The sequence below is a fragment of the Saccharospirillum sp. genome, assembly GCF_040881935.1.
Taxonomy (GTDB): domain Bacteria; phylum Pseudomonadota; class Gammaproteobacteria; order Pseudomonadales; family Natronospirillaceae; genus Saccharospirillum.
In genome coordinates, this window is the sequence record NZ_JBBECH010000083.1 from 34,087 (window position 1) to 55,713 (window position 21,627).

17 protein-coding genes are annotated in these 21,627 nt (G+C 49.5%); 8 read left to right on the top strand and 9 right to left on the bottom strand.

Annotated features, from left to right (window positions below):
• Window positions 1–151: 151 nt before the first annotated feature.
• Complete coding sequence (gene xrt / locus WEB54_RS15515) at window positions 152–1,573, top strand: exosortase (RefSeq protein WP_368056628.1); 1,422 nt, start codon at window positions 152–154, stop codon at window positions 1,571–1,573.
• Here the strand turns inward: xrt and WEB54_RS15520 are convergent, their stop codons facing one another.
• Entirely contained in the window at window positions 1,574–2,596 is a 1,023-nt protein-coding gene (locus WEB54_RS15520) for a polysaccharide deacetylase family protein (protein ID WP_368056629.1), read from the bottom strand.
• Between the two features lie 10 nt (window positions 2,597–2,606).
• Entirely contained in the window at window positions 2,607–3,782 is a 1,176-nt protein-coding gene (locus WEB54_RS15525; protein WP_368056630.1) for an ATP-grasp domain-containing protein, read from the bottom strand.
• A gap of 129 nt (window positions 3,783–3,911) precedes the next feature.
• On the opposite strand from WEB54_RS15525, the gene WEB54_RS15530 reads away from it, so the two are divergent.
• The 3 genes from WEB54_RS15530 to WEB54_RS15540 all read left to right on the top strand — a co-directional run bounded on the left by WEB54_RS15530 (window position 3,912) and on the right by WEB54_RS15540 (window position 6,950).
• A complete protein-coding gene (locus WEB54_RS15530; protein ID WP_368056631.1) occupies window positions 3,912–5,114 on the top strand; it encodes a glycosyltransferase family 4 protein in 1,203 nt (400 codons plus the stop codon).
• Window positions 5,114–5,683: a hypothetical protein gene (locus WEB54_RS15535; RefSeq protein WP_368056632.1), complete on the top strand. Its 570-nt coding sequence runs from the start codon at window positions 5,114–5,116 to the stop codon at window positions 5,681–5,683. Before WEB54_RS15530 ends, WEB54_RS15535 begins: the two co-directional genes overlap by 1 nt.
• Window positions 5,684–5,888: 205 nt before the next feature.
• A complete protein-coding gene (locus tag WEB54_RS15540; RefSeq protein WP_368056633.1) occupies window positions 5,889–6,950 on the top strand; it encodes an O-antigen ligase family protein in 1,062 nt (353 codons plus the stop codon).
• A 67-nt stretch (window positions 6,951–7,017) separates the two neighbouring features.
• On the opposite strand, the gene WEB54_RS15545 is transcribed toward WEB54_RS15540, so the two are convergent.
• A complete protein-coding gene (locus WEB54_RS15545; RefSeq protein ID WP_368056634.1) occupies window positions 7,018–7,881 on the bottom strand; it encodes a hypothetical protein in 864 nt (287 codons plus the stop codon).
• 399 nt (window positions 7,882–8,280) lie between these two features.
• Between WEB54_RS15545 and WEB54_RS15550 the strand changes: the two genes are divergently transcribed.
• Complete coding sequence (locus WEB54_RS15550; protein ID WP_368056635.1) at window positions 8,281–9,453, top strand: glycosyltransferase family 4 protein; 1,173 nt, start codon at window positions 8,281–8,283, stop codon at window positions 9,451–9,453.
• Window positions 9,454–9,554: 101 nt separating this feature from the next.
• Window positions 9,555–10,826 carry a phenylacetate--CoA ligase family protein gene (locus WEB54_RS15555; protein ID WP_368056636.1) on the top strand — a complete coding sequence of 424 codons (1,272 nt, stop codon included), beginning with the start codon at window positions 9,555–9,557 and terminating at the stop codon, window positions 10,824–10,826.
• Between the two features lie 308 nt (window positions 10,827–11,134).
• On the opposite strand, the gene WEB54_RS15560 is transcribed toward WEB54_RS15555, so the two are convergent.
• From WEB54_RS15560 to WEB54_RS15575, 4 genes are read right to left on the bottom strand one after another with little or no spacing between them, the layout of a single operon-like run.
• Window positions 11,135–12,592 carry a lipopolysaccharide biosynthesis protein gene (locus WEB54_RS15560; RefSeq protein WP_368055351.1) on the bottom strand — a complete coding sequence of 486 codons (1,458 nt, stop codon included), beginning with the start codon at window positions 12,590–12,592 and terminating at the stop codon, window positions 11,135–11,137.
• Complete coding sequence (locus WEB54_RS15565; RefSeq protein ID WP_368055375.1) at window positions 12,589–13,740, bottom strand: glycosyltransferase; 1,152 nt, start codon at window positions 13,738–13,740, stop codon at window positions 12,589–12,591. Before WEB54_RS15565 ends, WEB54_RS15560 begins: the two co-directional genes overlap by 4 nt.
• Before the next feature lie 11 nt (window positions 13,741–13,751).
• Window positions 13,752–13,997 carry a hypothetical protein gene (locus WEB54_RS15570; RefSeq protein WP_368055353.1) on the bottom strand — a complete coding sequence of 82 codons (246 nt, stop codon included), beginning with the start codon at window positions 13,995–13,997 and terminating at the stop codon, window positions 13,752–13,754.
• On the bottom strand, window positions 13,990–15,084 hold the full coding sequence (locus tag WEB54_RS15575) for a glycosyltransferase (protein ID WP_368055354.1): 1,095 nt from the start codon (window positions 15,082–15,084) through the stop codon (window positions 13,990–13,992). Before WEB54_RS15575 ends, WEB54_RS15570 begins: the two co-directional genes overlap by 8 nt.
• Window positions 15,085–15,203: 119 nt before the next feature.
• On the opposite strand from WEB54_RS15575, the gene WEB54_RS15580 reads away from it, so the two are divergent.
• Window positions 15,204–16,352, top strand: coding sequence for a glycosyltransferase family 2 protein (locus WEB54_RS15580; protein WP_368055356.1), 1,149 nt, complete (start codon window positions 15,204–15,206; stop codon window positions 16,350–16,352).
• The gene (locus WEB54_RS15585; RefSeq protein WP_368055358.1) at window positions 16,349–17,482 is read left to right on the top strand and encodes a DegT/DnrJ/EryC1/StrS family aminotransferase; all 1,134 of its coding nucleotides are present in this window, start codon (window positions 16,349–16,351) and stop codon (window positions 17,480–17,482) included. Before WEB54_RS15580 ends, WEB54_RS15585 begins: the two co-directional genes overlap by 4 nt.
• Window positions 17,483–17,506: 24 nt before the next feature.
• On the opposite strand, the gene WEB54_RS15590 is transcribed toward WEB54_RS15585, so the two are convergent.
• Window positions 17,507–20,173, bottom strand: a complete 2,667-nt coding sequence (locus WEB54_RS15590; RefSeq protein ID WP_368055360.1) for a tetratricopeptide repeat protein — start codon at window positions 20,171–20,173, stop codon at window positions 17,507–17,509.
• Window positions 20,174–20,237: 64 nt separating this feature from the next.
• Window positions 20,238–21,620 carry a PEP-CTERM-box response regulator transcription factor gene (prsR, locus tag WEB54_RS15595; RefSeq protein ID WP_368055362.1) on the bottom strand — a complete coding sequence of 461 codons (1,383 nt, stop codon included), beginning with the start codon at window positions 21,618–21,620 and terminating at the stop codon, window positions 20,238–20,240.
• Window positions 21,621–21,627 lie beyond the last annotated feature (7 nt).

Genomic DNA, 21,627 nt, shown 5'->3' on the forward strand with positions numbered 1-21,627 from the left:
GATACTGCGCAGTGTAATGGATCAACTCTATAAACCAAAGGAAGGTTGCATGGTTGTGTCTTATCAATGGTCACCGACTCAAGTAAGGTCGGGGTTTTTTGCCCGTAGGGGTGTGCCGCTCGTTTACTGTGTGTTCAGCGCGATCGCGTTCATGGCCCTGGCCCCCGATACCTTGAGTGCCCTGCATCATCGCTGGACAGAGCTGAACGGAACCTATTCCCACGGCTACTTATGGGTTCCGGTGTGTCTGGGGCTGGTGATACACCGTCTGATGACGGGCCTGTTCCAAACAAACCCCAGCCTGGCGGGTGTGATTGCGATACTGATGTGCGCGGCGCTCTGGTTAGCAGGTTCCATCATTCAATTGGGGCTGCTGCAACAACTGGTACTGCCTGCCTTGCTGGGCGGTTTGATTCTTACCGGTTTTGGCTGGGCTGCGCTGGGTGCAACGCTGGTGCCCTTGTTTGGGTTATACCTGGCCATTCCTATTTGGGACGTTTTCATTGTTCCGTTGCAAGACCTCACCACAGCAGTCAGCACCTTTGCCATTTCGCAACTGGCGATTCCCGCTTTTATTGACGGCTATTTCATTCATTTACCGTACGGCATCGTCGAAGTGGCCGGTGGCTGTTCCGGCCTTAATTACAGCCTGGTAGCCGTGGTGTTGGCCTTGGTTTACGGGCACCAGCGGCGGCTCTCCGGCCCTATGACGCTGGTGGCAGTGCTGGTGTTACTGCTGCTTAGCATAGTGGGTAACTGGGTGCGGGTGAGTTTCCTGATTCTGATTGCCTATTACAGCGAAATGAACAGTTCGCTGGTGACCGACCATGGCTTGTTCGGCTGGGCCATATTCTGCGTGTTTTACCTTGGCTTTTTGGTGTGGGCTCACCGATTAAGAGCACATAAACCAGCGGCGAGTCGCCCGAATCACTTTACGGCACCACCCACCCAGTACCAGGTTCCAGCATCGGCCATCACGTATCTGGCGTTGGCCATCGTTACCCTGATTATACTGGCAGGTACACCCTGGTTAGCGCAGCAACGCGGGCAAGGCGCCTGGGAAGCTCCAGAAACTTGGGTGGCGTCGGCAGGTACTACCCTGATTACGCCAACCTGGCAGCCTGAGTTCACCGGTTACGACCTGCAATCGGTCGTGCGCTTCATTCACGCCGGTATGACGCTGGAGATGGGCCAGCAAGTGTATCTGGAACAGGTTCAGGGGAAAGAGCTGGTTGGCTATGGCAACCGAATAGCACCGCAGGCGCAGATCGAGCGGCGCGAGACGCTTACCCTGAACAGTGGTCGCACGGTGCAAACAGTAGAGCTGAACGCCAATGGCACACGCCGCCTGGTCGTTTGGACCTATCAGCTGGGGAAGGCCACCGCGGTTTCTGACTTGGGAGCGAAGCTTCAACAGTTGTTTGAATGGGTTCTGGGCAGGCCAGTAACGGCGTTGTTCTATGTTCAAACACACTGCATCAGCGCTGGCTGCGAAGCCGAGAAAAGCGCCTTGGGTGAAAACCTGACCATCCTTGATGCCTGGCTCGACCAACGCAGTCTTTACCCCGAGTGATCACCCCAGCCCAGACAACCGGGCCCGGAACTGCAGTGGCGTTTTGGCGTTCCCTTCGTGCACACCAATGCGTTTCAGTTGGTGCAGATCCAGTGAGCCATGGCGGTTCAAGCCATTCTGAGTTGTAACGGCAGCTCGATAATGTTCGCGCACCAGGCGCAGGCTGGCGTCGTCATAATCCCCATTTGGAAAGCAAAACAACGGTACATCGTGCCCGAGTTGCTGTTGTAAGTGCTGCTGGCTACCAACGATTTCATCGTGCCGTTGCTCGGGGGAACTGGCGTGGTTTAACCGACGGTGCGTGCGCGTGTGGGAGCCGATTGTAAACACGCCGCTGATATCCAGCTCCCGCAGTGCTGACCAGGGCATTAGATCGGGTGTTGGGCTATTTTCCGGTTGGGTCGCTTCTCCGAGGTTATCGAGCGCGGCATTCAAGGTGTCTTCACTGTGGTACTTAAGTGACTGGATGCAGGCCGACACCGTATCCCGTGAATAGGGTTGCCCCAACAACTCAGCTGCAGGAGCCAACACCGGGTTCTGGCGCAACAGAGGCGATTGACGCAGCACCAGATCCGCAACGCGATTGGGCCAGAAGGGTGCTGCTTGCCCAGCCTTATCGGCCACGGCAAAAATGGAGGCCACCAGCCCCCGCCGTTTTAATTCCGGGTAAGCGTATTCGTAGTTATCTAACCAGCCATCATCGAAGGTGATGGCGCAGGCTTTTTCGGGCAGGGGCTCACCCGCTTCATAGCGGCGAACCCAGTCTTCCAGGGCCATGATCGGCATCCAGCGCTGGATTTCCTCTAGATGCATGCTGAACGTTTCCGGGGTGACGACCATGCCGGGCTCTTCCGTTTCGCACCGGGGATCATTCACTGGCAATACGCGGTGATACATCAAAATCCACAGCGTAGGTTCCACCAGGTGGGCGCGGTGTGCGCCGCGCAAATCCCGAACCTGATTGAGGGCAGCTTTAACGGGTTGTTTGATTGATTGTGTCAGTCTGGTTTTGAGCGATGTCATGGCAGTAGGCTCATCGTAGGGCTCTTAAATACTGTTTCAGTTCATGCCAGGCCGGGGCCGGGTCGCGCCAGCGGTTAATCTCGTGGCGCTGGTGGCGAAACCTGGGCGTTAGAAACTGCCCAGCCCGCTGCAAGCGAGTACGCCAGTCTTTCGAACGCTTAAAGACCAGATACAGGCTATCGAGATCACCCAGCAACCAGCGCAAGCGCTGACCCACCCGGTAGTGGCCGGCCAGGGGAATGGGCCAGCCAAGTTCGGCACAGAGCAACTGATAGGGAAAATCGACCCCGGCATCAATCGCCAGCTGCAAAGACCCCCAAAAGCGAGTATTCACCTCCATCAGGTAGGGAGTGCCATCTTCGCCGATGCGGAACTCAACCATGGCAACACCGTGCCACTGCACGGCTTCTAGCAGTGTTTGTGCATGCGCTTGCAAGTCGGCTGGCACCGAACAGCTTTGGCTGAGTACGCTGACCCCTCCTTCCGGAGGTTTTTCCCGTAACCGCTGGTGCGCAAAAAATTGCACCGGTTTACCCTGATTAAACAGAGCAAACACCCCCGCCCCTGTACCGGGAATAAACGCCTGCAGTATAAACGGGTGGTCCTTTAAATAAGTATCTTGTGCAAAAATCTGAGCCAGGTTTTCTGGGGTGTGGGCAATGCGCACCGTAGTGGGCTGCCACTGCTTGCCATTGAATAAGCGCGACAAAGCAGGTTTAACCACAACCGGGTACGAAACCGCCTGCATATCAACCTGTGCTGAATGTTCAAAATGCTGACTGGTCGGCACCGGCACACCCAGCCGCTCTGCCAACGCCACCAAGTTGGACTTATTGGCCAGTTCAAGCACGGTGGGTAACGGCGAGAACGGCAGTTTCAGGCCGGGAATGCTCTCCTGAAACTGCAATAACAACTGACTGGTAACTTCGGTAACGGGCATGACCAGGCGGCAGGGTTCGGTTGCCAAATAACGCGTCAGCCAGGCCACAAAGTGCAGGGGCTCGTGTTCGGATGACGGGCATTGGATGTAAAGATCACTGAAGCGAGACTGGCCAGCCAGTGCCGTGGGTGTTGAATCACAGGTACTGATGTGCAAACCGGGCTGGCGGCCCAGGCTGCGAACGACAGCGAGCGCACTGCGTTGATTGGCATCCGGCACTAGGATGCTGATCGTTTTCGAATCCATTCGAGGCTTTCCGGTGGTGACTGCTTGGAATTAAGCTCACAGAGTGTACAAAATGGATTTTACCTTGAACAGCACTAGCCGAGAGTTAGTGCAGGGTTTAGAATATATTCTCTTACCTGGATCAAAGGAATGTCCAGCGTGCGTACTGAAAGCGCCACCACCGTACTTCACACCATCGACACCACCGGCCCGGGTGGCGCCGAAATCGTATTCCTGAATATCGCCGAGCACCTTCAGATGCCCGGCCACCGCACACTGGCCCTAATTAAAGGCCCCGGCTGGGTACGCGACCAGCTCGAAGCTCGCCATATTCCCTACCGAATGCTCAAACCCCATGGCTTCTTAAACCTACCTTATTATTGGCAGGTATTCCGCCTGGTAAGAGCGCAGCGGGTCCGCCTTGTATATGCTCATTTGCTGGGCTCGGCACTTACCTTCTCATTGTTTGGCCTGCTCACCCGGTTACCCGCTATAGGCGTGCTGCACGGCCAGGTAGATGTGAATCCAAACGAGCGCTTCGTGCCGATAAAACGCTGGTTGATGAAGCAGGGACTGCGCCGGGTTGTAGCGGTGAGTCAAAAACTGGCCGCCAGCATGATTGACCGGGGCGTGTTTACAGAACGCCAGGTAGCGGTAATTCATAATGGCATTGATACAAACCGTTACAGCAACTCAGCAACCGGTGTCCTGAAAGCCTCACTGAACCTTCCCGACGGAGCGTTACTGGTGGGTAGCCTGGGTAATATAAGGCCAGCAAAAGATTACGCCAACCTGTTGAATGCCGCAGCCCTGGTGATACAACACCAGCCACTGGCTCACTTTGTTATTGCCGGGCACCAGAAAGAGCCGTTAATGACCGAGTTAAACCAACAGACAGAAGCTTTGGGTATCAAAGATAAGGTGCATTTCATCGGTTTTATTGACTCCACGGCCGACTTTCTGGCCGAACTGGACGTATTCGCGTTGTCTTCCTCCAGTGAAGGGTTTTCCATTGCGACGATTGAAGCCATGGCCAGTGGGGTACCTGTAATAGCAACTCGCTGTGGAGGACCGGAAGAGATTGTTCGTGCTGGGCAAGACGGCACACTGGTTCCGAGGAATGACTCGAGAGCTATGGCAACGGCCATTCTCTGTGCCTTGGAAAAGTCCCCCGAATTTACAAAACAGATCGCAAGGGCCCACACCCGCGTAGAAGCAAAATTCAGCCTGACAGCTATGTTGGAGCTATACAGAAACTTAGGTTTTCAATACTGCTGGCAGGACGCCACGCAGGTACCCCATTCACGAACCTCTGTTCAAACGAGCGGAAACGTAACCAACAAGGAATCGTAATGACTATGGCTGGCAGTTTGCCTGTACCCAATACATGGATAAATGATCGATTTGGTTCAAAAAAGGGGCTAGTTAGATTCTCCTATTATGAGCTAAGGCGTCTTGTAGGTGAGTATAATCCGCTAATGATTGACAGTGATTTTCAGCCAGCCAGGTTTGTTTTTGTATGTGTGGGTAATATATGTCGAAGTCCACTTGCCGAGTTAGTGGCGAAGGCACATGGAATTGAAGCAATATCATATGGTCTTGGTACTCGGGGTGGCGATCCTGCCGATCCCCGTGCCATAGATTTTGCAAATAATGTAGGCATGGACTTAACTAAACATAGAACTAGGCGAATCGAACAGTATACGCACCGAAGTAGTGACTTAATTGTGGGGATGGAACCTAGGCACCTGTCACCCATAAGCAAGATGCACAAAGAAGCTAAAATTACACTATTAGGACTTTATGACAATAGTTCATGTGCTTATATTCATGATCCATTTAATACAAATTCTATTTTCTTTTATAATTGCGGAAAAACTGTTGTTGAAGCAACCACATCGTTGATACGACATGTCAACTAATTTCCTCTCCGAGTCGCAACAAGTAGAGAAATTCTACTTTTTAAGAGTCAGTTCGCTTTGGAGGTACTTTTGGAGTGAGCACCCCGCTTTTTGGTGCCTATGTGGATATCTTTTTTTCGAATACTATCGCCCACAGTCTATATACCCAGCTATAAACATATTGCCTTGGACACAGCTGTTATTAATTGGGTCGATACTTTTTAGCTTGTTCGATAAAAAATCAACCTTTAAATTTTCAATAGTTCATGCTGCTTTACTGCTTCTTAGTGTTCAATTGTTAATTGGATATTTATTTTCAGATTATCCTGACTGGTCTATTCAATACAGAGAGTTTTTTATTCAGTGGTTGGTTGTGTTCTTTGCAATTACCTACATAACTACAACTCGTGAAAGATTTTATATATTGCTATTGGTCTTCTATCTTTGCTCATTGAAACTAGCTTATGGGACTGCAATTATTTGGGCGAAGAGAGGGTTCTCATTTTCAAGCTGGGGCATTATGGGACCGCCAGGTTACTTTCAGAATTCTGGAGAGCTAGCGATACAAATGCTGATCTTTTTTGCACTTTCATACTATTTGTTAAAACAATTTTATTCATCTTCAAATAAATGGGAGAAGTTGCTGCTAGCTATAGGTTTAGTAGCTCCTGTAATGACAATCCTTGGGGCCAGTAGTCGTGGTGCACAACTGGCCTTGGCAGTGTTGATAGCTTGTCTGGTTGGTTTTCGGGTATTCAGAATTAAGTATGTACTAGGCTTGATACTGGTATCAATATTAATATTAGCATTACTTCCTGATGAGCAGAAAGAGAGATTTAGCTCGATGGGTGAAGATAGAACTTCGGAACAAAGATTGCTCTATTGGACTAGAGGTATTGAGATGGTCCAAGAGCACCCTCTTACTGGAGTTGGATATTATAATTTCATTCCATATTTTACTGACCACTATTCAGATGATATTCTTTTTACTAATCGTGCTGGTGAAAAAGTGGCAGAGTTGCCACATAATATCTTAATTCAGATAGCAACGGACGGTGGAATTCCGGCTTTGATCTATTATTTGATAATAATTTTTTATTGTCTATTCCCGAAGGCTAACATAGAGCCTTTCGCAGCGATTGATAAGGGACTGTGTTTAGGTGTACTGGGTTTCTTTGTTGCGGGTCAGTTTTTTACGGTAGGATATTATCCATTTTTATGGGTATCAGCAGCATTTATTGTAGCTGTGCGAAGAGTGGGAGTCGGCAACAATAAAGCCGACTTATAAAATGTGTGAACACATTGCTCTTCGCACTAAAGGCATTCAAGTGCAAATTTTTAACCCATTATGAAAGTCAGTACTGAACTGTCACATCATTCATAACTGGTGCATAGGATAAATTAGGGCCACCAGTAGTTTCACCGTGACTGGAAGTGGCATTAATTTCAAAGTTATCTATGCAAAAAGTTGTAAGCGTATCAAAACCGCCATTTACCCAACCCATTAAATAACCTTGATCGATAAAATTACCTCGACTCGCATAGTTGATTTGATTGGCCAAGTCTACAGATGAATCTGTCCTGGCATCCGGGTGGTGAGTGCCATTAATGAATGCACCATCCTTCGATATTTCAAACTTTCCATAATCGCCTTGCTGTGTAGCTAGCTCCAGAAATACATGAACTTTCTGCCATTTTCCTTGATTATTTGTATACATATGCGGGCGCAGACGATTTAACGAATGTCCATAATTATTTCCGTCTTCTCCGATATAGACTGAAGGGCTTGAGCCACCATCTGTAGGCCAACTCTCACTAGAGACAGAAACGTTTGCATTAAATTTCCCATATGTACCAGACCAAAGTACAAAATTCTTGTGATTTTTAGGTGACCTAACATAATTATCTGGAACGAAAAGGTCATAAGTCATCTCAATTTGGACTGCATCCAATGGAAGCTGGAATCGCTTTTCAGCCCAGCTATTATCAGAATCAGGCTTGTCAGGTTGATATTTAAAAATCAGTGAATTGCCACCAGCGCTGGTGCCAGGGCAAGACACGCCGTACTCGGTATAAGCTTCACTACCCCAGAATGATCTATCCTCAGAAGCCTCGAAGTCATCCTTAAAAGTCCAATCAGGGTCTACCAAAGAGGTCTCGGCAGTTGCCAGGGCGGCAAGTGACAATAAGAGGGGTGCTGCTAGAAATGCTTTTTTCATGATATCACCAAGTTGAATTGACCTGCCTATAGTACATTGGTGCTGTGATATGAAAGCGTGATGGCATAGCCATTTTATATTTTGGTTACAATTAAGTATAGAAGCCTTGGTTTGACAGAAAAATGCGTCAATATTACGACGTTACTGCTATCGAATACATAACATATCCTCATCTATAAAAACTTTTGAAATTTGCACTAACCAGGGCTTTAAGGCTCGACGAAGCAGGCTTGAACAGTATAAGATTAATCATGAGGAAAAACAGACCTGTCTACATTAGGTTACAATTAAACGAGTGGCGTTTGAGAAAGGGCACGTATGGACAGGGTTAGAATTCTATGGATAGGGCATTTTGCACCATACCCGCCTAAGGGCGGTGCGATGCAAAGATCATTTAACATGTTAAAACAATTTGCAGAGTTTGCCGATGTAGACTTGGTCACTTTGCTGCCAAGGTCGAAGGTCAGGGCGTACTACTCGGATTTTCACACTGGACACGAAGAAATACGTGACGCACTTAGTTCTTATGTTAATAAGTATATTGCTATACCGCATGGGCTAAATGTAAGAAAATTAAATAAGTATTTACTTGGAGTTAAATCCCTATTCAATAAAACTCCGTACGATGTCCTTGCATTAAATTCGGTAGGGTTCAAGCGTGCTGTCCATAGAGCCATTTCAAGTCAAAATTATGATGCAATATATGTAGATACAGTTGGATTGTGTGGTTTGTTAGAAAGTGTGGATTGCCCTGTGATAGTGAACCATCATAATATTGAATCACAGATGCTTGAAAGAAGGGCAGAAAACTCATCAGGATTGTTGCAAAAATATTTTAGGTGGCAAGCAGTTAAAACAAGAAAGTGGGAAGAGTATTGGTGCAATAGAGTTAGTATGAACTTTGTATGTTCTGAGCTAGACAGCAGAAGGCTTCAAGGTTATATACATCGTAGAATTGAAGTCATTCCTAATGGTGTTGATATCGAGTATTTCAAACGCAGTAGCGAATACTCAACTTCAGATGTGGCTGGTTGCATCTTCGCTGGAGGTCTTGAGTGGTATCCCAATGCCAAAGCGGTAGACTTTATTGTGAATAGCCTAGAACCAGTATTTGATGAGAAAATCGCTGGTGGCCCAATTGTCATTTGCGGAAAAGGTTGGCATAAAGGTCTTTCAGATCTCTCAAAGAAATCAAAGAAAGTAAGAGCAGCCGGGTTCGTTGACGATATTAGAATACCGATGGAAAAAGCGGCTTTGTACATCTGCCCTATTAGTGATGGAGGAGGTACTAAGTTAAAGGTGTTAGATGCCCTGGCAATGGGTATTCCATTGATTGCACACCCAATAGCATGTGAAGGTATAGATGTTGTTGAAGGCCGTCATGTTGTATATGCAAGTACCACCGATGATTACATTAAAGAGATCGAGTTTCTTATGAGTAATCCATCTAAACGTCGATCGATGTCAAAAGCCGGGATAGAACTCATTGAAGGTATGTATTCATATTCTAATATTGGTCGTAAATTAAAAAATGTTATAGGGGTATTAACAGAAAATCGGAGCCGAAGTTAATGTCATTCGTAACCTCTGTTTTTTTCAAACTACCTATTAGTGCGCAAGAGATTCTTCTATCTGTTTATGGACTATACGTGTATTTTCAGCGTAGGACAGGCATGTACAAGTCTTTTCTTGTTGAAGTAGAAAAGAACTCGTACCTAGATCGTGATGGTATAGAAATCGTTAAAAAACAAAATACTCTGATGCTATTGGCATCTGCCAAGTACATACCGGGATATAAGGCGGTTTTAGACGTTTATGACACAAGCAAGCGTGAACCACTGGAATTTATCAAAAATTTCCCAGTACTTGAAAAGAGAATGCTAAAGGCTAATCCTAAGCACTACTATAATAGTGATATTAATAGTAAGCATCTATTAAAACTGAAAACAACTGGCTCCACCGGAACACCACTTGAGATTCTTTGCACGCAGGAAGCAAGGAAGAAAAATTATGCATTTTTTGATTGGTTCATTCGGCTTCATGGAGCAAAGCCTAGAGATAAATCAATTACTATCGCCGGGCGAAAAATTAGGCCTTCAAATATAACGAAACCACCATATTGGCTGTTAGATAGATTTAACAATACGCTGTATATGTCAGCCTATCATATTACGGAATTAAATTTAACAGAGTATTGTAATGCAATCAGAAAGTTCGAGCCAGTATACATTGATAGCTATCCGTCAATTTTATACGAGATTTCGAACTTCGCTATAGCCCATAATATTCCACTGCCAACTCCTGGATTTATTTGCACATCATCCGAAACACTACATCCTTATCAAAGGAAGGTTATTGAGTCTGCATTTAAATGCCCTGTTCGAAACCAATACGGAGCTGCAGAAATGTGTGTATTTGGCTATGAATGCCAGGCTGGACAAATGCATATTCGGGAAGACTATGGCTTGATTGAGGTTGTTGATGTAGATAAAGAAGGGTTGAGGCAGGAGCTGGTATGTACGGGATTTATTAATCATACAATGCCACTAATTCGGTATAAAATAGGAGATACAGCAAGGCTGGAATTCGAGCAAAAATGCGAATGTGGATCGAAATACCCTGTAATTAGAGAAATCGAAGGCCGAGTTGATGATGTTGTAATCTCAAAAAGTGGCCGAAAGTATAGCCGTTTAAGTCCGATCCTAAAAGGTTTACCTATATTTGAGTCGCAATATATTCAAGAAAGTTTAGAGGCTATCACGATAAAAGTTGTATCTACTGGCGGTTCTAGCAAACAACTCGAACATGAAATTGTAGATAGAGTAAAAGAGTATTTCGCAGAAGAATTTATTTTCAAGATAGAATTCGTTCAAGAGATCCCGAGAGAGAAAGGTGGAAAGTTCAGGTCTGTTATCAATAGATGTAATTTAAATGAAATTGGATGACTAGACTTTAAGAGAATGATGAATTGAAAATCCGTTCCGGGCAGCTTAGTAATATTATAGAACAGTTATAAATGCGCATAAGGTAGTAACAAAGTATGGCTTTAAAATAGTAAGAACGCGGGTTCTAAGTATCCGAGTGCTTGTCTGTTTAAGTGGGGATTCCAAATCTGTTAACTCCTGGCTTTGGCAGGAGCTTAGATTGTACCTGGTGAGTTTCTGTACTCGAAAGCGATCTGGTATGTATCGGTAATGGCCAGCTCATGCTTTACGTTTGGTCTTATCTGAGCGGTTATTAACTGGCACAATCGCTATTTGGTTTTCATGTGTAAGTATATATTTGAAAAGATTTTCTTTAAATAGTTGGGTTCAAATAAAATTAGTGAAATTATTATGGCCGACAAAAAAAAGTAAATTATTTTTAAAGAGATGGTGTAGAGCAATCCCGCGTCGATTGTAGTGTATTTTTCCAGAAAGCTATTTGTGACAGTAAGGGCTATAAGGTATACAAGTGGTCTTTGACTTATTCTAAGGTCGTAAAGTCGCCTTCCAGCATACAGTGCGTATATGTATTGAATTGCAGATCCTAGTGCAAATGCCACTGCAGCACCAGTAAAGCCAAAGTAAGGGATTAATGCAAAATAGAAAATTGTTATTACAATTGCTGTTACTATGTTGTTTTTTGTGATTTCAAATGTACGTCCGGTATGCATGAAACTAAAGTTATTAAAGACAGTAAGGCTTTGAAATATGTTTGCTATTACCAAAAATGGAACTGCTTTATAAGCGGGGTGAAAAAGTGAGTCTGACATTATGGTGATTATGGTGCTACTAAAGATAATTACCCCAGTGCCAGATATGAATAGTAGTGCTGTTATTGATCGAAATGCGAGAGAATATGCAGAATAGGGGTTAACTGTTTTGGCAATTGCATACCGTTCAGTTTGCCAATACTGAGAAAATGGGCTCCAGACTAAAACCAATACAATAGCTCCAAATTTTGTAGCAAGTTCGTACAAACCTACCTCTTCTAGTGATGAAAATATTCTAATGAAATACCGATTTGATGATCCGATGTATAGTCCAATAACGCCTGATACCCATAGTGGCCAGCTAAAAATCAAAAGCTTTTGGGCTATTCCGATACTCAACTTAGAGCCTGTCTTGTAGAGTGTATAGCTGATAAGTGCAATCGATATAATGACAGAAGAAATCAAGCTGCTTAAAGCTAAGCCCATTAGACCCCAGTCAAGAATAACGATAGTTAAGATATTCAGGCTTAACTGTAAGGCTAATTTAGCCATGTTAAAGTTAAGAAATGTCCAGGGTTTTTTAATGATACGAAGATAGGTTAACCCATATTGTTCAAGTGCATGTGTAAGTATAAGGGTAGAAAAAATGACAATATAGATACTGTACTCTTGGTCTCCAAAAACCAATACGGAAAGTGGGTTGGAAAAAAAGACCATCAGTAAAGCAGCAATGCTACTGAAAAAAGTGGTCACAAGTAAAGCTGTAACTACAACCGAATTCCTACGAAGTCGATCATCTTCCTGATGATAGAACTTCGGAATCGCTTGAGACATATGCCCACCTAAAACTATTTCAAATAGGCTTACCATAAAAATCAAAAGGCCGATAACGCCGTAGTCGGCTGGTGTTAGGTAATTGGTATATATTGGCAGCATTATAAAGCCAACTAGCTGCCTTGAAATATTGCCAATGGCGTAAATGGTTGAGTGCTTTACCATTTGTTGAGCTTGGCTCAAAGCGAATACTCCGGTTTGGCTTCCAGGGCTTCAAAAATTCTTACAATACCTTTGGCTTGTGCTGCTTTTGAAAAGTCTTTCTGTACTCGTTTACGTCCATTTTCACCCATTATGGCCAAGAGGTCTTGGCTATTGAGGAGTTTATGTAATGTGTTAGCCGCAGCTACATAATCATTTGTGGTGAATTTCAAGCCAGTATCTTCTGTTATTGCTTCATTTAAACCAGGGAGATCAGATACAACTAAAGGAAGAGCAGTGGAGGCCATTTCTAGAGATGACATAGGAAATGAGTCCCATTCGGTAGAGGCGATCATCCCGACGGAACAGCTCTTAAGTAGGTTTGGTACATCATTACGATAACCGCCAAATGTTATATGTTCGTTTACTGTGGCATCTTGTAAATACTCAACAAACCCCTCCTTCTCACCCGGTCGGTTTCCGAGAATCAAAAATTGCACGTCTTTATAGTTCAGGTCTTGAGTTAAAACCCTAGCTGCTTGCAAGATGACATGGACGCCTTTGCGACGTTCCATGTGGCCGGAAAAGACTACAATTTTTCGATTTCTTGGTATGTCGAAACACTTGTGGGCATAGTCGTGTTTAGTTGAAGCTGGTGAATACTTCTCTGTATCAATGCCGGTTTTTACTATGGAAGTTTTTGAAGCGGGAATACCGCGTCCCTTCACTGCAGTATCACGCATGCCATCGGACTGGAATATATAATGGTCGGGGCCATAGCGCCTGGCTGACACTTCAATTTTTTTAAGGATGAGCTTAATCCCGGAATTGATGGAGCTCATGGGAGCCCCCCAGTAAGAAACAAAGGTCTGAATACCGCCTTTTCTTAGAGCCTGATAAGCTGGATGTGATACGGGTTGGTCAAATCCCAGGAGCCGGGTAATCTTATTGCTCTTAATATAATTTTCGATTGCTTCAAGCTGAGACGAATCGGACCATTGAGTGTCTAGTTGAATAATATTGGAGAGATCACATGGTAATGAGGGTGTCATCCCACCTTCGAGGTTAGCATAGGCATAGTGAATCTGACTCATATCATCGGTAAAGTGTCTCGCAACATCGAGAAACGTGTGCTCATGGCTCGACGCTGCATAGCCAGGGTTGGATTCACAATGAAATAACACCATCATCCCTGTCACGATCAGCTAGCCTCCGTTGCTTCTTTATTGCTGGTTTTACCTTCAGGATGTGTCGTTAGCCCTGCCAACAAGTTATAAGGTTGTTCGCTAGCGGCTTTAGCCTCTTGCTGGATTTTGAGGTGTTGGTGCCTTGAGTCTACGTACTGAGCGAGTAAGATAGGAATTGCATATGTGCTTAGATCTTTGCCATTTTGATGGGTAATGCCATAGGTGCACAGAGCAGCAGTAGTGTTCTTGAAACTACTCATAGCAATAGACTCCAATGGTTTGCTTTGCACACTGGTCAATTGTTAGCTTGAAACGATATTGCCTAGGTTCTTGGTGGGTGCTCTTGTCTTGCAGGCCGAATATTGCTTCGCACAGGGCGTTAGATGTTTGCGCAACGGGAGCGTGGCCAGTGAGCACTCCGTTTTGAGCGAGGCACACGGTATGGGTTGCGAGCAACACTTTACCCAAGCCTAGGGTTTCAAGCGCAACCATTGGCATTCCCTCATGGTCCGAACACAGAACAACGGCGTCACACGCCTGAATAATGGCGGGAATATCAGTCCGGTGGCCGTGAAACTGCATATAGGGCTCTGTGAGTTCTAACGTTGCCGCCTGCTCTTTTAGGGTCTTTTCCAGGGGGCCATCGCCGACGATGTGGAACCGGTATTTTGTTGAACGGTCCAATACCAGGCGGGCGGTTTCTAGGAATAAGTCCACGCGTTTCACGGATACCAGGCGGCCGATAATGGCGATGTGCTGGCAGTCGGCTTGAAACGACAGGTCAGTGCCAGCGTTTGCCTTCTCAGTCAGTTCTGCCAGGTCGACGCCGTTGGGTACGCAGTACAGGTGCTGGGCACCGTAGTGGCCTTTGAGTTTGCCCATCAGTTCCTGGGAGACAACGATGACGCCGTGTTGTAGCCAGCGGCCGCAGGCGTGGTCGAGCCAGCGCTGAGCGCGTGTTTTCAGGCCGCCGTCAAATTCGCTGGCCCCATGCACGGTGCGCACGCACCGAACTCTAAGCGTGGTCAGGTTGGCCAGGCTGCCGAGTATGTTTTCTTTCTGTCGGTGGGTGTGGATAACTGTGGGGCGGAAGGTGTTGATCGTGTGGCGAATGCCTTGCAGCAGTTGCCAGGGTGAGGCACGGGTTTCGTCGAGAACGGTCACGGGGATGTTCAGTGCGCGCAGGCGTGTAGCGAGTTCGCCCTCGTTCATCAGGACGATAGCGATGGTGCAATCTTTGCCGAGTTGCTTAATAAGGGCATAGGCCTGCGCTTCGGCGCCTGCCCAAAGGTCCCCTGAAATAATATGCAGGACCCGGATCATTTCTGTGGGTCGGGAAATCGACATGTACTCAACATCCGTGTTGGTTATACTGTGCGTTAGTATGCATCAGGGAGGGCTTTCTTTAAAGCGCCTTTCCGGGTCTTTATTGTTGAACATTCCCACCCTGGTCCAAGGAGTTGACCATGCTCACTGCCCTGTTCTGGATTTTGGCGTTCTGTGCCGTCTATAGTTACTTTCTCTACCCTCTGGCTCTGATTGCCCTGCGCGCCCTAGCCCGCCCTGAAGTCATTGAACCACCTCGTACCCACGTCGACGAGTCGCCCTTCCTGAGCCTGATTGTTACCGTTTATAACGAGAAACACCGCATCGAACAGAAGATTCAGAACGTTCTTACCCTGGATTACCCGGCCGAGCGGCTAGAGCTCATCGTCGCGTCCGATTGCAGCGACGACGGTACCGATGAACTCGTGCAAAGCTATGCTGAACGGGGCATTCGTTTGGTGCGGGCGCAGGAACGGTTGGGCAAGGAGAACGCGCAGTTGGCCGCGATTAAGGCGGCTAGAGGTGAGGTTTTGGTGTTTTCGGACGTCGCAACAAAGATGGACCCCGAAGCCCTGCAGAATCTGAGTCTGTATTTTGCCGATGCCCAAATCGGAGCGGTTTCCAGTGAAGACCGCTTCATCAGCAAAGACGGCAAAGTGGCTGGTGAAGGTGCCTACGTAAAGTATGAAATGTGGCTGCGTCGTCAGGAGAGTCAGTTGGGTGGCCTGGTAGGCCTCAGTGGTTCGTTTTTTGCCGCCCGGGCCGAAGTGTGCCAGCAATGGGACATCCACTCCCCTAGTGATTTTAACACCGCTTTGAACTGCGCTCGCCTGGGGCTACGCTCGGTCACCGCGCCGGATGTGCTCGGTTATTATGAAGATCTGAAAGACGCCTCACGTGAATACGCCCGTAAGGTGCGGACCGTATTGCGCGGTATGACCGGGCTGGCACGGCACCCGGATGTATTGAATCCCGTTCGGTTTGGGCTGTTTGCGTTCCAGGTGTGCAGCCACAAGCTGATGCGCTGGGGTGTGCCCTGGTTTCTGCTGGCGCTGTTACTGGTCACGCTGGTGCTGGCTAACGATGGTTGGATTTACGCTCTGGCCCTGGTGGCGCAAACTGTATTTTATGGCATCGCCATCTGGGGGCATTGGGGTGGTAAAGGTCGGGACCACAGCGGGGTGCGGCTGGTGTACTTCTTTGTTCAGGTCAACCTGGCGCTGGCCGATTCAGCCGTGCAGTTTTTTAAAGGCAAACGCATGACCACCTGGAAGCCTTCCGCCCGATGAGTTGGGCTGTGTACCCGCCTGCGGGCAATGCGGTTGTGTTGCAGCCGTCTTCCTTTGATGTTGCGGGCCTGTTTCCAGTTCACCAATTGATTTGGTTGCAGTCTGGCACGGCGGCGCTGGCCTTTTGTTTGCGCCAGCATCATCTACGGCATTCGCAGATTAGCCAGCCTGAGGTTCTGATTCCGGCCTACGGCTGCCCGGACCTGGTCGCCGCCGCGGATTATGCGGGTTATATACCCCGGTTGGTGGATCTGGCGGAAGACACCAGTGAATACGATTCCGGAGCCTTTAAAGCGGCCGTAAACGAGAACACCCTGGCGGTGCTGGCGGTTAATTTTCTGGGGATGGCGGCTGATGTTGGTGTTATCCGTTCCATGCTTGCAGAATCTCCGAACGTTTCGATCATTGAAGACAATGCTCAATGGTTTCCACAGCCGGACCGACCGGTCACCACAGAAGCCGACTACATTACGTTTTCATTTGGTCGGGGCAAAGCCATTGGTTTGCTGGGTGGCGGCCTGGTGGCCTGCCGCGAACAGCCTTTGTTGCTGGACGTTAAAGCGCCCAAAATAGATCGGCTGTGGCCGGTTAAAGTTCGGCTCTATAACGCGTTGCTGCACCCGGCGCTGTATGGTGTTGTGTCCCGGATGCCGGGCCTGTCACTGGGGCAGACCCGGTACCATGCGTTGACCGAACTGGCGGGTATGGACCCTCAACCGCAAGCGGTTCTGGCAGCCAATGTCGAACGCTATGGTCAGTTCGATGCCTGGCGGGAAGTTTGCTTTGATGAAGCGTTCACCAATTGGCCACACATTAGCGTGCCTGGTTTTTCTCCGCAGGGAACACCTGCCGCCAACCGGGGGAGGCTGTTGCGCTACCCTCTGTTATTGGCCGACAGTGAACAGCGCGATGCGGTGCTGGCGTCACTTTCCAAAGCAGGGCTGGGCGCCACGGCCATGTACCGGCATGCGTTGCCAGACATTGCCGGCCTGGAAGGTCGGTTCGACCGCACCACCGTTCCCAATGCCAATCGGTTTGCCGACCGGCTGCTGACGTTACCGTTGCACGCTGGCGTTACCCGGGCCGTGATCGAACGCATCACCGCCACCCTGGCCCGGCATCTGGACTGACTTGCCGGGGCCACCTGGTCTGCATCAGGCTGGGGCGCCGTTGCTCTCTTCCGCTTCCCGCAGATGCTGTTCAATATCTGCATTGTCGGGTGCCAGTTGCCGGGCCCGGGTCAGAACGGTGACGGCTTGTTGGTGGTCGCCGTTCAGGTGCAGTAACCAGCCATAGGTATCGAGGATGCCCGGGTTCTCCGGTGCGATACCGACCGCGCGTGCAGCCAGGTCCAGCGCTTCGGTCGGGCTGTCTTCACGCAGCAGCCAGGCCAGGTTGTTCAATGCGGCAATGTGGTTTTCGTCCCGGCTCAGGGTTTCCCGGTAAGCGGTAATGGCATCGTTGTCGGCTTCCTGGCTCAGGTAGTAATTGCCTTTCATGAACCAGGGGGCCGCGGCTTCGGGGTCAACCTGGTGCCATTGTTCGAGTGCCATTAACAGTCGATCCTGTTCCAGTTCGCTCACCAGTGCTACATAAATGGTTGCCAGCTCAGCGCTGGGTGAGCGGTTCCAGTATTCTCGAAGGAAGGCAAGTGCGGCGGTACGCTCGTTGTTGGCCGCCATGAGCCGGGCTTTCTGTGCGACGATGCTATGGTTGTCTGGGCGACTTGCCAGCAAGGCATCCAGACGCGCTTTGGCATCTTCGGTGCGACCCTGGCTGTTGTCGATTTGCGCGGCAAGAAACTGGGTCTGAAGGTCTTGCGGCTGGCGTTGTTCTGCTTGTTCTATCCAGCGCCCGGCGTCAGCCCAGTTGCCCTGGCTGGCCGCTTGTTGCGCCCGGACCCGGAAGTACTGGCCGGTCATGGCCCGCGCCGGTGCATGATCAAACCCCTGATATTGTTCAGCAAGTTCACCTGCCCGAGCGAAATCGCCCTGGGCCAGCAAACGGTTCATCGCAACGCTGTTCAGTTGCAGCGCAACGTCTTGCGGGCTGTTAGCCGCTTGCTCCAGCAGCCAATTAAGGGTGTCGGTGTCCGACGTGGTCTCGGTCCGCCATTGCAGTGCTGCTTCCAGCAGGTCGGGTCGTTCCGGAATTGCCCTATAGCCGCGCATTAGCAGGTCGGTTGCCGCCAGTGTCTGGCCTTGCTGTCGCATCAGTTGAGCGGTGGCCGGGTAGGCATCGGTAAACTCGGGGTGATCTTCCAGTAACGAGGTCATCTGAATCAGGGCGCGGCTGGTATAGCCCTGGCGATAATCAAGCATGCTACTGATCCAGTAAGGCTGGGGCGCCTCGGGGAACGCTTCGGTTAACTCGTTGGCAACACGCTGTGCTTCTTCCATTTCATCTTCCGCCACCAGGGTAGTCACGTAGAACTGAGTGGTTAACCAGTCAGCAGGGTTGATTGCGTAGGCCTTGCGCAAGTGGCCCAGTGCAAGCTGGGGTTGGTCGTGTTCGGTGTAGTACTGCGCCAGCATCAGCATCAGCCGGCTGCGGTTCGGTTCGAGTTCCAGGGCTTTGTTTAGTGTCTGAACGCCCAGTTGGTTTCGCCCTTCACGCAGCAAAAGTGCGCCGTACAGGCCGAGCAGGTCGGCGTCGTCGGGGCGTGCCAGCAAGGCTGTGCTCAGTACGTCGAGCGCTTCCCGGCTACGGCCCAGTTCAACCTGAGCCAGTGCCGCTGCCTGCACGAAGGTGGTGGGGGCGGTTTCCGGGTCGAGGTGCTCGGACAGCAGCAGCTCACCTTCGGCTACCTCACCATTCTGCAGGGTCAGCAAACCCAGCATCATGCCCGCGTTTCTGTTAGCCGGAAACTGATTCAGGATATCCTGAAAGGCGTTTTTGGCGCTGAGCACGTCGCCCCGGCTGGCAGCGGTAATGGCCTCCCGGTATTGCTGCTGGGCGGAATAGGCTTCCGGGTTTGCGTCGCGAATGATGCTGTTGTAAGCCATGGCCTCTGTAGGTCGGCCCAGTTCGGTCAGTACAGACGACAGCAATTCCAGTACCTGAATCCGGGTCTGCAGCATCATGTCGGTGGTGGGCAGATCGATGAGTGCCTGGGTCAGGTGAGCTTCAGCCTGTGTCAGTCGATTGTTCTGGTAATTAACACGGGCCGCCAGGTAGTTGATCTGAGGTAAGGCTTTTCGTTCGTCTGGCAATTGCTCAATAAGGGCGCTGGCCTGATCGTACCGGCCGGTATCGGTCAGGGTGGTGACCAGGGCGAGCGTCACCTCAATGTCGTCCGGGTAGTCGGCATGCAGTTGGGTCAGGCGCTGCACGGCCGCTTGCGTCTGGCCACTCTGATAATCGACAAGCGCTTGCAGTCTGCCTTGTGTGGCCGGGTTGTCGTCGGGCGCTTCCACGCGCGCCAGTGCGGTATTGGCAGAGATAAATTTGCCCTGGCTCAGGTAAGCCTGCGCCAACAAATACCGCGTTTCATCCGTTTCGCGATCGCTGACCGATTCCAGCAAGGTTTGGGTGCTGCTCGGGCTGCCAATGGTAAGCAGCAGCCTGGCGTAACGGTGGGTGTTATCCAGGTCGTTAGGGTTGGCCTGAATGGCGTTGCGTTGCTCGATCATCGCCGCCCGGTACTGTCCCTGTGCTTCATAAGACTGACTGCGCTGCACATGGTTGCTGCTGACTTCGCTCTTAGGGGCGTCGTTGCAACCGGCGATTACCAGCGCAAACGCTACGCTGGTAATGCACATGAGCGGTCGGCGTGTGGCGCTCGTCGTTGTGGCACCGCGGTGCTGGGTAATTCTGATCATGAGTATACCGTCCTTGTTTCGGTGATGAATGGATGCGCCGGTTGTAGAGAACATACCCCTATGTTCACAGCGGATCTTCTTCTGCTTTTTTGTCTGTATTCAGGGTGTATTTTTTGATGAGGTCGTACAGCGTAGGGCGGGTTACGCCCAGCATTTTGGCGGCCATGGAGACATTGTAATCGCTCAGCGCCAGCGCCTGGTCAATGGCCTCAACTTCAGCAGACTGACGGATCTTGCGCAGGTTCAGGTTCAGCACGTCGTCGCCTTCGCTTTTTAGATCCAGGTCTTCGGCCGTCAGTATGTAATTGTCGGCCAGTACCACGGCCCGTTTTACCTTGTTTTCAACTTCCCGAATATTCCCTGGCCACTCGTACGAATCGATTCCGGCGAGCGCGTCGTCTGAAAACCGCATGCTGCGCTGTTTCATGGACCGGCTGTATTTTTGCAGGAAGAACTTGGCCAGCAGGCGGGCATCGGTTCCCCGGTTGCGCAAGGGGGGAATGTCCACCACGATCTCGCAAATTCGGTAGTACAGGTCCTCACGGAATTTACCCACGGTGACCATGGATTTCAGATCTTTATTGGTTGCACAAATGACTCGCGCGTCGATGCTGATGGCTTTGCGTCCACCTACCCGTTCGATAATCCGCTCTTGCAGAAACCGCAGTAGCTTAGCCTGCAATGGCAGTGGCATGTCACCAATTTCATCGAGAAAGAGTGTGCCACTATTAGCTTGTTCGATACGGCCTTCTGTGGTTTTACCCGCACCGGTGAACGCGCCTTTTTCAAAACCAAAAAGTTCACTTTCGATCAGGTTTTCGGGTACGGCGGCGCAGTTGATCGCGATAAAGGGTCGGTCTTTTCGGTCGCTCAGGGCGTGTATGGCTCTGGCCAGAACTTCTTTGCCGGTACCGCTTTCACCCAGCAAGGTTGAAGTAACAGGAGACTGGGCGATTTTTTCTGCCATACGGCAGACGCGCTTCATGGTTGCGTCGGCCGTCACCAGGCCAGCGATCGGTTCGAAAAAAATTTGCTGCGAGCGGTTTTCATGCTCCAGTCGGGCGATGCGAAAGGCCTGGTCGACCACGATGCTCAGCCGTTCCGGGTCGACCGGTTTAAAATAGAAATCGAAGGCGCCGGCGGCGATGGAGTCCAGCGCATTTTTGTGATCGTTCTTGCCCGTCATTACGATTATTTTGCTATCGGGTGCAATGGCAAGAATGTCGCGAATGCAGGCAAACCCCTCGCTGACGCCACCGTCGTCGGGTGGCAGTCCCAAATCCTGAATGACAATGCTGGGACTGTACATGCGCACGGCATTCAGCGCCTCGGTACGGACCCGGGCGGTAATCAGGGTCGACTCGAAGTCGTCAAAATGCCATTTTAACTGGCTCTGTAGTCCCTCGTCGTCTTCTACGATCAGTATGATTCTATCGAGCGCTTCCATGGGCTCT